Origin of the sequence: Cupriavidus sp. BIC8F (assembly GCF_032465815.1) — a bacterium.
Taxonomy (GTDB): Bacteria; Pseudomonadota; Gammaproteobacteria; order Burkholderiales; family Burkholderiaceae; genus Cupriavidus; species Cupriavidus necator.
On the sequence record NZ_CP136094.1, the window covers coordinates 3627247 to 3640735 of the forward strand.

General features: G+C 69.0%; 13 protein-coding genes. All 13 read right to left on the bottom strand.

Annotated features, from left to right (window positions below; translation table 11 throughout):
* Nucleotides 1–12 precede the first annotated feature (12 nt).
* The 13 genes from RS901_RS16755 to gsiB all read right to left on the bottom strand — a co-directional run bounded on the left by RS901_RS16755 (nt 13) and on the right by gsiB (nt 13459).
* The gene (locus RS901_RS16755; RefSeq protein ID WP_316149907.1) at nt 13–975 is read right to left on the bottom strand and encodes a phosphatidate cytidylyltransferase; all 963 of its coding nucleotides are present in this window, start codon (nt 973–975) and stop codon (nt 13–15) included.
* A complete protein-coding gene (locus RS901_RS16760; RefSeq protein WP_316149908.1) occupies nt 972–1598 on the bottom strand; it encodes a lysophospholipid acyltransferase family protein in 627 nt (208 codons plus the stop codon). Before RS901_RS16760 ends, RS901_RS16755 begins: the two co-directional genes overlap by 4 nt.
* Nucleotides 1599–1604: 6 nt before the next feature.
* Nucleotides 1605–2030, bottom strand: a complete 426-nt coding sequence (locus RS901_RS16765; protein WP_316149910.1) for a hypothetical protein — start codon at nt 2028–2030, stop codon at nt 1605–1607.
* A complete protein-coding gene (locus RS901_RS16770) occupies nt 2020–3405 on the bottom strand; it encodes a phosphatase PAP2/dual specificity phosphatase family protein (protein WP_316149911.1) in 1386 nt (461 codons plus the stop codon). The genes RS901_RS16765 and RS901_RS16770 overlap by 11 nt, the downstream gene beginning before the upstream one ends.
* On the bottom strand, nt 3402–5171 hold the full coding sequence (locus RS901_RS16775) for a bifunctional alpha/beta hydrolase/class I SAM-dependent methyltransferase (protein WP_316149912.1): 1770 nt from the start codon (nt 5169–5171) through the stop codon (nt 3402–3404). The genes RS901_RS16770 and RS901_RS16775 overlap by 4 nt, the downstream gene beginning before the upstream one ends.
* A gap of 4 nt (nt 5172–5175) precedes the next feature.
* Nucleotides 5176–5802: a CDP-alcohol phosphatidyltransferase family protein gene (locus RS901_RS16780; RefSeq protein WP_316149913.1), complete on the bottom strand. Its 627-nt coding sequence runs from the start codon at nt 5800–5802 to the stop codon at nt 5176–5178.
* Nucleotides 5803–6042: 240 nt separating this feature from the next.
* Nucleotides 6043–7113 (bottom strand): M14 family metallopeptidase, encoded by a 1071-nt coding sequence (locus tag RS901_RS16785; protein ID WP_316149914.1) that lies wholly within the window; start codon nt 7111–7113, stop codon nt 6043–6045.
* Nucleotides 7114–7176: 63 nt separating this feature from the next.
* Complete coding sequence (locus RS901_RS16790; RefSeq protein ID WP_316149915.1) at nt 7177–7941, bottom strand: hypothetical protein; 765 nt, start codon at nt 7939–7941, stop codon at nt 7177–7179.
* Nucleotides 7942–8020: 79 nt separating this feature from the next.
* A complete protein-coding gene (locus RS901_RS16795) occupies nt 8021–8839 on the bottom strand; it encodes a M55 family metallopeptidase (RefSeq protein WP_316149916.1) in 819 nt (272 codons plus the stop codon).
* Complete coding sequence (locus RS901_RS16800) at nt 8839–9885, bottom strand: P1 family peptidase (RefSeq protein ID WP_316149917.1); 1047 nt, start codon at nt 9883–9885, stop codon at nt 8839–8841. Before RS901_RS16800 ends, RS901_RS16795 begins: the two co-directional genes overlap by 1 nt.
* Before the next feature lie 16 nt (nt 9886–9901).
* Entirely contained in the window at nt 9902–10816 is a 915-nt protein-coding gene (gsiD, locus tag RS901_RS16805) for a glutathione ABC transporter permease GsiD (RefSeq protein WP_013956996.1), read from the bottom strand.
* Nucleotides 10817–10823: 7 nt separating this feature from the next.
* On the bottom strand, nt 10824–11744 hold the full coding sequence (gene gsiC, locus RS901_RS16810) for a glutathione ABC transporter permease GsiC (RefSeq protein ID WP_013956997.1): 921 nt from the start codon (nt 11742–11744) through the stop codon (nt 10824–10826).
* A 158-nt stretch (nt 11745–11902) separates the two neighbouring features.
* Nucleotides 11903–13459 carry a glutathione ABC transporter substrate-binding protein GsiB gene (gene gsiB / locus RS901_RS16815; RefSeq protein WP_013956998.1) on the bottom strand — a complete coding sequence of 519 codons (1557 nt, stop codon included), beginning with the start codon at nt 13457–13459 and terminating at the stop codon, nt 11903–11905.
* Between the last annotated feature and the right edge of the window lie 30 nt (nt 13460–13489).

Consider the following 13489-nt stretch of genomic DNA (forward strand, 5'->3'; position numbering starts at 1 on the left):
GGGCCGGGGTGCTCAGGGCACCCACCAGTAGCGGGTGATATGGAAGAACACCGGCGCGGCGAACACCACTGAATCCAGCCGGTCCAGCATGCCGCCGTGGCCCTGGATCATATGGCCCCAGTCCTTGATGCCGCGGTCGCGCTTGATCGCCGACATCACCAGCCCGCCCAGGAAGCCCATCAGCGCAATCACCAGCGCAATCGCGCCGGCCTGCCACGGCGAGAACGGCGTGATCCACCACAGCGCCGCGCCCAGCGCGGTGGCGCTGGCCACGCCACCGACAAACCCCTCGACGGTCTTGGACGGCGACAGCAGCGGCGCGATCTTGTGCTTGCCGCACAGCTTGCCCCACACATACTGCAGCACGTCGCTGCCCTGCACCACGATCACCAGGAAGGCGATCAGCAGCAGGTTGCGGCCTTCGAAGCCCGGGATCGGCAGCGTCAGCAGCGCCGGCACGTGCGAGATGCAGAACACGCACACCATCACCGCCCACTGCACCCCGGCGCAGCGCTCCAGGAAGCGCGTGGTCTCGGACGACAGCGCCGCCAGGATCGGCAGGATCAGGAAGGCATAGACCGGGATCAGGATCGAGAACATGCCGTACCAGCCGATATAGACCAGCACGTACTGCAGCGGCAGGAACACGAAGAAGGCGGCGACGATGGCGTGATGGTCGCCGCGCCGCGTGGTGATGATGGTGACGAACTCGCGCAGCGCGAAGAACGACAGCAGGTAGAACAGCACGATCACTGCGGTGCGCCCCAGCGCGAAGGCCGCGCCCATGATGCCGATCATCCACCACCAGGCCCAGACGCGCTGCGCCAGGTTGTCGATCACCGCGTGCTGGTCGCCGCCCGCCACCCGCCAGCGCAGCAGCGCGGTCACGGTGGAGGCCAGCAGCAGCACGCCGAACAGGCCGCCGAACAGCAGCCAGGTCTCGGGGCTCCAGTGCAAAGTGGGCATGGCGGTCATTCCAGCTCCGGGGCAAGCGCGAGCAGGCCGTCGCGGCAGCGCGCAAGGAAGGCTTCCTTGCTGTCCTCGGCGGCCAGCAGCACCGGCTGGCCAAAGGTCACGGTGCACAGCAGCGGCACCGGCACGACTTCGCCCTTGGGCATCACGCGGTTGAGGTTATCGATCCACACCGGCACGAACTCCACCCCGGGGCAGGCCCGCGCCAGGTGATAGATGCCGCTCTTGAACGGCAGCAGGCGCGCGTCGGTGGTATTGCGCGTGCCTTCGGGAAACAGGATCAGCGAGTCGCCGGATGCCAGCGCGCCGTGCATCAGCGCCACCGGGTCGCTGCCCGGTTCGCTGCGGGTGCGGTCGATCAGCAGCGCGTGGAATACGTCGCGACCGATAAAGCGCCGCAGCGGCGAGCGCTCCCAGTAGTCGGCACCGGCCACCGGGCGCGTGACCGTGCGCAGGTCGGGCGGCAGGCAGCCCCAGATCAGCACGAAGTCGCCGTGGCTGCTGTGGTTGGCAAAGTAGACGCGCTGCACCGCGGCGGGGATGCAGCCTTGCCAGTTGGCGCGCATGCCGGTCAGCAGCCGGGCGAAGACGATGATGGCGCGCGCGGTCGCGCGGGCAAGCCACATGGTTGGTTACCTCAGGATCAGGATCAGCAAGGCCAGCGCCAGCTGGCACACAGTCAGCGCGGCGCTGGCGCGCACCAGCCGCAGCGCGCCGCGGGCGCGGTCCAGCAACGGACGGCCGGCGCGTTGCGCCGGCATCCAGCCCAGTTCAAGTAGCGCGGCGTCCAATCCCGCCAGGTCGGGCTGGCCCGCGGTCGCGAGCGCAGCGAACAGCCGGCGGTCAATGGCAACGCGCAACAGCAGCCAGAGCTGGGGCAGCGCCAGCAGCAGCGACGCGGCCGCCAGCACGCGCGCGACCGGCGTGGCCACCCCCAGCCATGCCGTGGCGACGGCGAAAGCCAGCCCGGCCCCGCCGATCCACACGGCGCCCGACAGCGCGCCGGTGACGGCGTGCGCGATCCAGGCATCGGTGCGTTGCGTGAACTCAGCGCCCATCGTCGGGCTCCGGCATGGCAGGACGGTCCAGGCAGCGTTGCAGCGCCTCGGCATGTTCGCGCCCGAGCACCACCGCCGGCCGATGCTGGCGCAGAGCGGCCAGCGCAGCGCCGGCGTCACGCAGTCCCTGCCGGCGCGCCAGCCATGCGGCGGCAATCAGTGCACTGCGCGAATAGCCGAGCGCGCAGCTGACCAGCACGCGGCGGCCCTGCCGGTGCCAGGTGTCGAGTTGAGCCACGGCCTGGTCCAACTGCTCCGGCGTCGGCACGGTCAGGTCCAGCACCGGCACGCAACGATACGCAAGCGCGGGGCCGGTGGCTGCGCGCGGCAGCTCAGCCGTCAGGTCGAGCACGGCGTCCGCCCCGATCGCGCGCAGTTCGGCGCGGGTCGGGAAGCGGCCAACCCAGATGCCGTCTGCGATGGCACTGGGCTGCGGCGCGCGCCGCGTCCACCAGCGCGAATTGAGGAAGGCGCCCAGCAGGTAAGGCGCCAGCACCCAACGCGCGCCCGGCGCCATCGACCCGTCGCGGTCCTTCTGGAACCACGCCGGCGCGGCCAGCGCGTAGATCCTTGCGACGCAGGCCAGCGCCAGCGCGGCCCACAACAGCAGGAACGCCAGCGTCACCGATGCGCCCACCGCCAGCACCGCGCACAGCAATGCCACCAGCGCGCCCACGGTGTAGCGGCGTGACAGCTGGCGCGCGCGCGCATCCGGCGCGCCGGCAGCGGGCCGTTGCATCGGGAACAGGTAAACGCACAGCCATCCGACCAGCGCGCCGGTGGGCACATCGATCAGGTGGTGCTGCCAGGTGGTCAGCACCGAGACCCCGATCAGCGCAAACCAGCCGTGCAGCAGCCAGCGCCAGCCGCCGCGCAGGTGCGCCGCAAAGGCAACCCACAGGATCACCAGCAGGCTGATATGCAGCGACGGCGCCTGGTTGAACGGCAGGTCGAAACCGCCCAGCAGCGTGAACAGCTGACCCGGCAGGCCGTCGGCCTCGGGCCGGGCAAAGCTGAAGCGCAGCGGGAAGGCGATAAAGCATGCCACCGACACCAGCTGCGCCAGCACCAGCCGCTTGACGTGCGTGAGCAGCGCCGCGCGCGTGCGCCACAGGAAGAAGGAGATGCCGTACAGCAGGTCGATCGACCAGTACGGCAGGATGGTCCACGGCAGGAACGGAATCCCCCGCTCCCATTCGAAATAGACCGCCGGCACGTTGGCACGCTGGCTCGCCAGCCAGTTGGCAAAGCCGTAGCTGGAGAAAAAGAACGCGCCGGCCAGCGCCAGCAGCAGGCAGGCCAGCCCCCAGGGCCGCTGCCCCGCCGGCCGCTCCGGACTCGCCCCGGCGCCAACCTCCGTCGGCACCGTGCTCATGCGCCGCGCCTGCGCGCCAGGCTGACGGTGAAGATGCCCCACGGGTCGATGCGCTGGGTCACCTTGTCGAAGCCCGCGGCCCGCACCAGTTCGTCCATCTCGGCCTGCGAGCGGCGGCGCATCACCCAGGCGGCGCCGGCGCGGTGGCTGGTGAGCGCGCGCGCAATGAATTCCAGCTGCGGATGCCAGGGCTGGCCGGTGTAGACCAGGTAGCCGCCCGGCGGCACCGCGCGCGCCAGGCCATCGAGCGAGCGCCGCACCATCGCGTTGTCGGGGAACAGTTCGTACAGGCCGGAAACCACCGCCAGTGTCGGCGCCGGTGCCAGCGCCGCCAGGCTGTCGCCGTCGAAGGCATCGCCCTGCTCGAAGCGGGCCACGTCCGCCAGGCCCTTGGCGGCGATCAGGGCGCGGCCCTGCTCGACGTTCAGCGGGCTGTAGTCGCGCAACAGGATCGACTCGACCGCGGCCGCGCCGCCATCCAGCACGCCCAGGGCCTCAAGCACATAGCGCCCGTGCCCGGCGGCGATGTCGACGATGCGCACCGGCATGCCGGCCGCCCGCAGCCGCAGCACGGCATCGGCGATCAGCGCCTCGGCGTGGACCTTGCGCTGGCGGATGCCGCGCCAGCCGATCGCGTCCAGGTACTGCTGGTCGGCCAGCCGGCCCAGCTTGCCGCGGCCCGAGGGGGCGTTGCGGTAAACATAGTCGAGCGTCGAGCCCGAGTCGAAGCCGGTCTCATGGCCCAGCCGCACCCCGTCCGACAGCATCCCGCCCAGCTTGAGGTTGGCCCGCGCCGCGCGCCAGTACCAGGCGGCCAGCCCGGCCGGCGCCGACGCCAGGCGGTCGGATTCCTCGCGGAACGGGCCGATCTGGTCGGCATCGAGCAAGGAGCGCGGCGCCGACGGCGTGTCGAATTCGCGCAGGATAAAGCGGCGCGCGGCATCGACCGCCAGCTTGCGGTCGCGCTCGCCAAGCGTGTCGTGATAGAAGCCGTCCAGCACGATGCGCTCCTTGGTGCGCGAACCCAGGCGCTCATAGAAGCGGTCCTGCGGCCCGCGATGCACGACCCAGTCGGCGCCGGAGATCAGCAACTGCGTCGGCACCGTGATCGCCGCGGCATCGGCCACGATGCGCTCCGCGGTCTCGTACAGGTCCAGCAGGATATTGACCGCGATCGGGCGCGTGATCAGCGGATCGCTGTCGTAGCTGGCGATGCGCTCGGGATCGTGCGTGAGGAATTTGGCCTTGACGTAGCTGTTGACGAAGAACTTGCCGCGCAGGCGCTGCATCAGCTTCAGCCCCGGCCGCGCAAAGGGCACGTAGAGCTTGACCTTGAACGCCGGCGAGGCCAGCACCAGCGCGCGGATCGGCGGCGCGTAGTCGTGCACCCAGGTGGAGGCCAGCACCGCGCCCACGCTCTGCGCGATCACCGCGGTGCGTTCCAGCGGGATGCCGTGGACCTCGGCGATATGGGTGGTGAAGGTCTGGATATCGCGCACCGAGTCCGCCAGGCTGGGGCTGTAGCCGCGCTCGCCGGGCGAGCGGCCATGGCCGCGCGCATCCCAGGCAAAGATCTCGTAGCCGGGCAGGTTCAGTTCGTCGGCCAGGTGGGCGACCCGGCCGGAATGCTCATGGCCGCGATGGAACAGCACCACGGCGCCGCGCGCCGGGCCCTCCACGGCCGGCCAGTGCCGATAGAACAGTGTCTGGCGGTCGTGGGTCTCGAATTGACGCTCTTGCGGCTGGCGGGTCGACGCTCGGTCCATCGCGCTACTCCACAGTGCGGGACTGGGCCTCGGCGACACCGCGGCGCACCCGGTTGGCAATCGTGAACAGCGACAGCAGCGACAGCACCAGCCACAGCCAGCTGGCGACCGCGCCAAAGCCCAGGCCGACACCGGCCCACAGCGCGATCGCGCCGACCGCGAAGGCGCGGTCGCTCTTGCCCAGCGGGCCGTCGTAGCGCCGGCTGGCCCCGGCCAGCGGGCCGATCAGCCCGGCGGCCTCGACGATCACCGCCAGCAGCGCGAAGGTGCCGACCTGGCCCAGGCTGAAGTCCGGCAGCGCGGCCAGCGGCAGGATCAGCGCCAGGTCCGAGGCAATGTCGCCAAGCTCGTTCAGGTAGGCACCCAGCACGCTCTGCTGGCCGTGCTCGCGCGCCAGCATGCCGTCGACCGCGTTGAGCGCCATGCGCAGGAACAACCACAGGGGAAACAGCAGGAACAGCGCCGGAGACTCGGCCACCAGCATGCCCAGCGTGGCCAGCACGCCCACCGCCAGGGAGCCGGCCGCGGCGGCCAGCGTCACCTGGTTGGCAGTCACGCCGCGCTGCGCCAGGTCTTGCACCATGGGGCGCAACCAGGCCTGGAACCTGGGCTTCAGTTCATAGAGGGTCATCGCGCCGGCCTCCCTGCCGAGCTGATGCCGGAAGCGACGCCGTGCGCCAGGCCGCGGCGACGCGCAGGATCATGCGCCCCGGCCTGCCCGACCTCTTCCGTCTTGCTCCTGGTTATTTTCTGACTGCGGCCCGGCTGCGGCACGTGCCGGCCAAGGCATGGCGGCAGTGCCTGGCTCTGCACTCTACCGCCAACATCAAGACATTACCAGAAGGCGCTTGCTGCCAGATGCCGTTGCCGGCTAGACCGAGGCAATGGTGTCCCGCACTGCGCCGGTCACCTGCGCCACCACGCCCTCGCGCCAATCGTCGGCATCGCCATAGAAGGCACGCCACATCGCCTGGCGGACCAGCGCGCGCTGGTTTTCGTCGGCTTCAGGGTGCTGGTGCAGCCAGTGGTCGCCGCGCAGCGCCTCCAGCACCTCGCCCACCGGCAGCGTGCCGAACTCAAGCGCGATGCCGGCATAGTCCGTGGTGGGCAGGGTCTGCAGCACCGCGTGCCAGGCCAGCCCGGTGAGGTTGGCCGAGGTCGACGAGCCATCGTAGATCGAGGTCACCCGCCCGCCCCAGATCGCGCGCGTGCGCGTGAGCGATTCCGGCGTGTCCGGGCCCATGTGGATGGGCTCGCCATAGCCCCAGGGGCCCAGCCCGGTATGGACGTCGATCCAGCGCAGCGCCTCGCGCCCGGCGCCGAAGCGCGCCAGGATGCGGCACAGCGTGTAGTTGCTCCAGGTGGCCTTGTCGCCGCCGTAGAACATGCCGCCCGGGTCCTGGTACTGGCCGCGGCTGACCGCGGCCTGGTACCACGCCATGCCGCGCTCCGCCACGGCCTTCATCAGCTGCGCCTGGCCGGTGTCGGACGGCGGCCATTGCGCCGGCAGCAGCAGCGGCGCGATCTCGGCATAGGCTTCGTTGTGCGGCAGCGGCTGCGTGAAGTCCATGAAATTGCGGTTCAGGTCGACGTTGTCCTCGTTGACCCGGCGCAGGTGGGAAAAACCGTAGGGATTGATTGCATGCACCAGCAGCAGGCTGGTGTCGGCGGCGGCGCAATCGGCAAGCAGCGCGGCGTCGTGCAGCATCGCCACCTGCGCGCCGGAGCCGGCAAAGCCCTCGGCGCCGTGCGTGCCCGAGGTCACCATCAGGCAGCGTCGGGCCTCGGCCGGGCCGGCCAGCGCCACGTCGATCGCGAGGTCCTCGCCGGCACTGCCGCGCTTGGTCGGGTGCGGGAACTGCGCCAGCGCGGCCCCTGCCGTGCGCGCGGCGTCAAGAAACTTCTGGCGGGCTTCGGCGTAGCTGCGAGAAAAATGGCTCATGACGTGACCGGCGGATGCGATGCAGGCATTAGACGCCAAATCCGCAGGTCTTGCCACCCGCCGCTAGAACAGCGATCCGGATGCATGCCCGGGCGAAGCCGGCGCGGGCTCCGTCCCTGGCCCCCAGATGCCAGGCGAGGTGAACGCCTGCGGATGCATCTCGATCCCGGCCGCGGCCAGCTGGCCGGTGGTCAGCACCAGGTGACGGGCCAGCCAGTCGTGCAGGCTGCGCAGGAAGCGGATGTTGTCGACGCTGTTGGACCCCGCGATCAGCCATTCCAGCTTGACATGCGCGGTATAGACGTCCAGCAGGTTGGTGGCGCGCAGCCGCGGCGGGGTGGACGGGCTGCGCTCGATCGCCAGGATGCGGCGCGCCTGCGCCATGCCGATGTCGCCGGTGCGCTGGTACTGCTCATAGACGCCCTCAAGCGCCGGGAAGCGCACTGTCGGCTGCACGCGCGGCACCGCGGCCACCTTCTCCATGCGCAGCACCAGGTAGCGGAGCGCGGCGGCGCGCTCGGCGGCCTGCGCCTGGGCGGGATCGCGGCGGCGGGCCGGGGGCGCCACCTCGGGCAAGGCCGTGCGCGGCACCACATCGCGCTCGGTGTAGTCCGGCACCTGCATCAGCAGGCCCGGATGCGGCACCGCGGCGCGCGCGCAGTCGTCGCCAAAGGGATATTCATGTCCTGCGGCGTCGCGCAGGATGTAAGCCTGCCCGCCCGGAAAGCCATGGTGGCGGCGGCTCGCGCCCCGCGCATGGCAGCGCGTGGCGGGGTCGACGAAGTCCTTGCGTACGGGGATCCAGCCCCCGTCGTGTGCCTGGGTCATGCGATGCGGGTCATGCCTGTATTGCTAGACCCGCCATTGTCGCCGATCTGCGCGATCGCCCCGGCGAATCTGCCCTGCCCTACTTCAGCATGAACGACATCGCCGACAGGCAGTTCAGCATGCGCACCGCCGCCTGGACCGAATCAGCCTGGAAGGACAGCGTCACGCCGTCGCGGCGCTCCAGCGTCGGCCACTGGCAGAACAGGTCTGCATGCGCGGGCGTCAGGGTCTGCAGGGTGCAAGTCACCGGCGCGGCGATGCGCAGGCATTGCGCCTGCGCGCGTTCGCGCACCGCGGTTGCCGCCGCCGCGGCAATGGCCTCGCGCGCCGCCGCCGGCGACAGCGAGGTGCCGCTCCCGAAACCGCTTGCGGACTTGGTCTCGACATAGCGCACCCATGGCATCAGCGCATGGGTTTCCTGCACGAAGACATCGTCGCCGCTGGCCATCAGCACCGGCGCGCCGAACTCGCCCGCCAGCGCGGCGTACAGCCCCGCCTCGCCCAGCTCCTTGCCGTTGAGCCAGACCCGCGCAAAGGCGCCGCTGTTGATGGTGTGCGCCAGCACGCCGCGGCTCTGGGCGCGGCCGTGGTAGCCGATCATCAGCACGCCGTCGACACCGGCCTCGACGCCGGCCATCATGCCAAGGTAGCGCGGCTTGCCCAGCACCACCCGCGCGCGCGGATCGAGCTGGTCCGGCAGCAGGTTGCGGAAGCCGCCGTGCGAATCGTTGACCAGCACCTCGGTGGCCCCGCCGGCAAAGGCGCCTTCGACCGCAGCATTGGCTTCGCCGGTCATCCAGGCCCGGGCGCGTTCGTATTCGCCGTTGCCGGGGCGCGTCTGTTCGGCGTGGAAGACGCCAGCTACGCCTTCGATATCAGTGGAAACAAGGATCTTCATCAGGCGGTTCGGCCCAGTCCGGGCATCACGTCCAGCAGTGCGCGCCGGCCGTGGCCATCGCGGCCCTGCACCGGTGCGGCATGCCACAGGGCATGCAGGATGGCTTGCTCGACGCTGTCGGCCGCGGCGCGGAACAGCGGGTCGAGATGGGTTTCATGCAGCATGGCGACGGCCGGCATCGGCCGGGCGGCGTCGTGCGGCACGGTATACGCGGTCGAGAACGCGAGTGCGATATCGCCCGAACCATGCCCGAACACCGAGCCGGTACGCGCCAGCCCGGCGCCGGCGCGCAGCGACAGCCGGCGCAACTGGCGCGCGTCCAGCGGGGCATCGGTGGCGAGGATCATGATGATCGATCCCTTTTCCGGTTGCGCCGCGGTGTCGGGCTGCGCCAGGCGCTGCACCAGTTCCGGACCGGCCAGGCGGCCGGCCACGGTCAACGATTCCGGCGTGCCGAAATTGGCCAGCACCAGCGCGCCCACGCGATAGCCACCGGCCAGGCGTGAGGCGGTGCCGATACCGCCCTTGACGCCGAACGCCGACATGCCGCGCCCGGCGCCAACCGCTCCCTGCGCAAGGTCCTTACCGGCACCGGCCAGGGCCGCCTCATAGTGGCTGCCCTCCACCGCCATGCGCTGGATATCGTTCAGGTAGCCGTCATTGCACTCGAACACCAGCGGATTGACTGTAGGCAGCGCGCGGCCGATCTCCGGGTTGGCCGCCACCGCCGCGCGGATCTGCGCCTGCGCCACCGCGCCGACCGAAAAGGTATTGGTCAGCGCCAGCGGCGTTTCCAGCACGCCCAGTTCGTCCACCTGCACCAGCCCGACGCTCTTGCCAAAGCCGTTGAGCACGGTGGCCGCGGCGGGCACCTTGTCGCGGTAGGGATCGCCTCCATGCGGACGGATCACGGTGACGCCGGTCTGCACGGCGCCGTCCGCCAGCGTGCAATGGCCGACGGTCACGCCGGCCACGTCGGCGATGCTGCCCAGCGGACCTGCCGGCAGGCTGCCGACATGCGGCACGCCCGTTGTCGATGCGGTCATGTTCAGCGGCTCAGGTTCAACGGCGGTCGATCTTGGGGTCGAGCGCGTCGCGCAGGCCGTCGCCCAGCAGGTTGAAGGCCAGCACGGTCAGGAAGATCGCCAGGCTCGGGAAGATCGCCACGTGCGGCGCGGTCACCATGTCGGCGCGGGCTTCGTTGAGCATCGCGCCCCATTCCGGCGTGGGCGGCTGCGCGCCCAGCCCCAGGAACGACAGGCTGGCCGCGGTGATGATCGAGGTGCCGATGCGCATCGAGAAATACACCACGATCGACGACACCGTGCCCGGCAGGATATGGCGCATCAGGATGGTCCAGTCCGACGCGCCGATGCTGCGCGCAGCCTCGATGTAGGTCAGCCGCTTGAGCATCAGCGTATTGCCGCGCACCAGCCGCGCGAACGCCGGGATGCTGAAGATGGCCACGGCGAAGATCACGTTGGTCATGCCGTTGCCGAGGATCGCGACGATGCCGATCGCCAGCAGGATGCCCGGGAAGGCGAAGAGCACATCGGAAATGCGCATCACGATGCGGTCCCACCAGCCTTCGTAGTAGCCCGCCAGCAGGCCCAGCACGGTGCCGATCAGCGCGCCGATGATCACCGACAGAAAGCCCGCCGCCAGCGAGATGCGCGCGCCGGCCAGGATGCGGCTGAAGATGTCGCGCCCGAGCGAATCCACGCCCATCCAGTGCGCGGCCGACGGGCCGGCGTTGAGCGCGTCGTAGTCGAAGAAGTTCTCCGGGTCGTACGGCACGATATGCGGCGCCACGATGGCAATCACCACCAGCACCAGCACGAACGCACCGGCGCCCAGCGCCAGGTGCTGCTTGCGGAATTTGCGCCAGAACTCGGTCCAGGGCGTGCGCACGGCCTCCGGCACGGGGGCGGTGGCGGGTGCCGCTTCACTTGCGGCGGGCGTGGAAAGCTCAGTCATGCCGGCCTCACTTGTAGCGGATGGTTGGGTTGATCACGGTGTAGAGCATGTCCACCACCAGGTTGATCAGGATGAATTCGAGCGAGAACAGCAGCACCTCGGCCTGGATCACCGGGTAGTCGCGCATCTCGACGGCATCGACCAGCAGGCGCCCCAGGCCCGGCCAGTTGAACACCTTCTCGACCACGATCGAGCCGCCCAGCAGGAAGCCGAACTGCAGGCCCATCATCGTCACCACCGGGATCATGGCGTTGCGCAGGCCGTGCTTGGTCACCACCAGCGTCTCGCGCACGCCCTTGGCACGGGCGGTGCGGATAAAGTCTTCCTGCAAGACCTCGACGAACGAGGCCCGGGTAAAGCGCGCCATCACCGCGGCCACCGCCGCGCCCAGCGTGATGGACGGCAACACATAGTGCTTCCAGCTGTCGGCGCCGATCGACGGCAGCCAGCCCAGCTGCACCGAGAACACCTCCATCAGCAGCATGCCCAGCGCGAAGGCGGGAAACGAAATCCCCGACACCGCCAGCGTCATGCCGAAGCGGTCCGGCCAGCGGTTGCGCCACACCGCCGAGCCGATGCCGATCACCATGCCGAACACCACCGCCCAGGCCATCGACGTCACCGTCAGCAGCAGCGTGGGCATGAAGCGGTCGCCGATCTCCTCGCTTACCGGGCGCTTGGTACGCAGCGAATGGCCGAACTCGCCGCGGACCGCATTGGAGAAGAAGTTGACGAACTGCTCGTGCATGGGCCGGTCCAGCCCAAGGTCCTTGCGCACCAGTTCGACCGTGGCCGAGTCGGCCTCCGGGCCCGCCGCCAGCCGCGCCGGATCACCCGGCAGCAGGTGGACGAACAGGAACACCAGCACTGCCACGATCAGCAGCGTGGGGATCACGCCCAGCACACGTTTGAGGAAGTAATTCAGCATGACACACCAAGAGGAAAGGCCGCGGGCCGCCCGCCTGCGAACCCCGCGTCGCGGGCAGGCGGCTGTCTGTCGGCTTACTGCTTTACTGCTTACTGCTCTGGGATGGAGTAGCTTGGATCGGGCGGCGTGGGTAATGCAGGCGCCCGACCATCTACCCATTACTGCTTGATATCGATCTCGTCGAAATTGAACGAGCCGTCCGGCATCACATAGGCACCGGTCAGTCGCTTGCTGCGCGCGAACAGCACCTTCTCGGTCACCAGGAAGGCCCACGGCGCGTCCTTCCAGATGCGTTCCTGGGCGTCCTTGTACAGGCGCGCCTTTTCGCCACGATCGGTGGTGCGCAGCGCGCCGGCGATATCGGCGTCGACCTGGTCGTTCTTGTAGTACGCGGTGTTCAGCAGCTTGGGCGGCATCGACTCGGAAGCCAGCAGCGGACGCAGCGCCCAGTCCGATTCACCGGTCGACGACGACCAGCCTATGTAGTAGATGCGCACGCCGGCATCTTCCGGCTTCGGCACGCTCTCGACCTTCTCCACGCGCTGGCCGGCCTCGAGCGCCTGCACCGAGGCCTTGATGCCGACCTGCTGCAGTTGCTGCTGCACGAACTGGATCACCTTCTGCGCGGTGGTGTGGTTGTAGGCCGACCACAGCGTGGTCTCGAAGCCGTTGGGGTAGCCGGCTTCCTTCAGCAGCGCGCGCGCCTTGGCCGGGTCATACGGCCACGGGCCCAGCTTCTCGGCATAGTCCACGCCCGGCGGCACCACGCCTTCGGCCGGCACGGCGTAGCCCGCAAAGGCGACCTTGGCCAGCGCGTCCTTGTTGATGGCATAGTTGATCGCCTGGCGCACCTTGGGGTCGTTGAACGGCTTGACCATGGTGTTCATGGACAGGTAGCGCTGGATGATCGACGGCGACGCGATCAGATCCACCTTGGGGCTGTTCTTCAGCACCGCGGCCTGCTCGAACGGGATGCTAAAGGCGAAGTCGGCCTCGCCGGTCTGCATGATCGCGGCGCGGGTGTTGTTGTCCACCACCGGCTTCCAGGTAATGGTGTCGATCTTCGGGTAGCCGGTCTTCCAGAAGCCGGCGAACTTCTTGCCCTTCAGGTGGTCGGGCTGCTTCCATTCAACGAACTCGAACGGGCCGGTCCCCACCGGGTGGAAGGCAATGTCCTTGCCGTACTTCTGCAGCGCGGCCGGCGAGATCATCACCGCCGACGGATGCGCCAGCACGTTGATGAATGGCGAAAACGGCTCTTTCAGCGTGACCTTGACGGTATTGGCATCGACCACGTCGGTCTTGGCGACACGGTTGAACAGCGTGTAGCGCTTGAGCTTGTTGGCCGGGTTGGTCACGCGGTCCAGGTTGGCCTTGACGGCGGCGGCATCGAAGGTGGTGCCGTCGTGGAACTTGACGCCCTTCTTCAGCTTGATCGTATACGTCAGGCCGTCCTTGCTGACCTCGTAGCTGTCTGCCAGCACATTGACCAGCTTCATGTCCTTGTCCAGGCCGAACAGGCCCTGGTAGAAGCTCTTCCCGACCGCCTGCGACAGCGTGTCGTTCGAATCGTACGGATCCAGCGAGGTGAAGGTCGAGCTCACCGCCATCACGGCATCCTTGGCGGCGAAAACAGGGGCCGAAGCCAGCATGCCCAGCGCGCCGGCGGCAAAGGCGCCGGCCATCCATCGGGGCGAAACCATACGTGCAGACATCGTCGAATCTCCTTGGTAACTTCTTGACTT

Coding starts and splice junctions, on each gene's coding strand:
- RS901_RS16755 (WP_316149907.1), bottom strand. CDS start 975: ATGACCGCCATGCCCACTTTGCACTGGAGCCCCGAGACCTGGCTGCTG.
- RS901_RS16760 (WP_316149908.1), bottom strand. CDS start 1,598: ATGTGGCTTGCCCGCGCGACCGCGCGCGCCATCATCGTCTTCGCCCGG.
- RS901_RS16765 (WP_316149910.1), bottom strand. CDS start 2,030: ATGGGCGCTGAGTTCACGCAACGCACCGATGCCTGGATCGCGCACGCC.
- RS901_RS16770 (WP_316149911.1), bottom strand. CDS start 3,405: ATGAGCACGGTGCCGACGGAGGTTGGCGCCGGGGCGAGTCCGGAGCGG.
- RS901_RS16775 (WP_316149912.1), bottom strand. CDS start 5,171: ATGGACCGAGCGTCGACCCGCCAGCCGCAAGAGCGTCAATTCGAGACC.
- RS901_RS16780 (WP_316149913.1), bottom strand. CDS start 5,802: ATGACCCTCTATGAACTGAAGCCCAGGTTCCAGGCCTGGTTGCGCCCC.
- RS901_RS16785 (WP_316149914.1), bottom strand. CDS start 7,113: ATGAGCCATTTTTCTCGCAGCTACGCCGAAGCCCGCCAGAAGTTTCTT.
- RS901_RS16790 (WP_316149915.1), bottom strand. CDS start 7,941: ATGACCCAGGCACACGACGGGGGCTGGATCCCCGTACGCAAGGACTTC.
- RS901_RS16795 (WP_316149916.1), bottom strand. CDS start 8,839: ATGAAGATCCTTGTTTCCACTGATATCGAAGGCGTAGCTGGCGTCTTC.
- RS901_RS16800 (WP_316149917.1), bottom strand. CDS start 9,885: ATGACCGCATCGACAACGGGCGTGCCGCATGTCGGCAGCCTGCCGGCA.
- gsiD (WP_013956996.1), bottom strand. CDS start 10,816: ATGACTGAGCTTTCCACGCCCGCCGCAAGTGAAGCGGCACCCGCCACC.
- gsiC (WP_013956997.1), bottom strand. CDS start 11,744: ATGCTGAATTACTTCCTCAAACGTGTGCTGGGCGTGATCCCCACGCTG.
- gsiB (WP_013956998.1), bottom strand. CDS start 13,459: ATGTCTGCACGTATGGTTTCGCCCCGATGGATGGCCGGCGCCTTTGCC.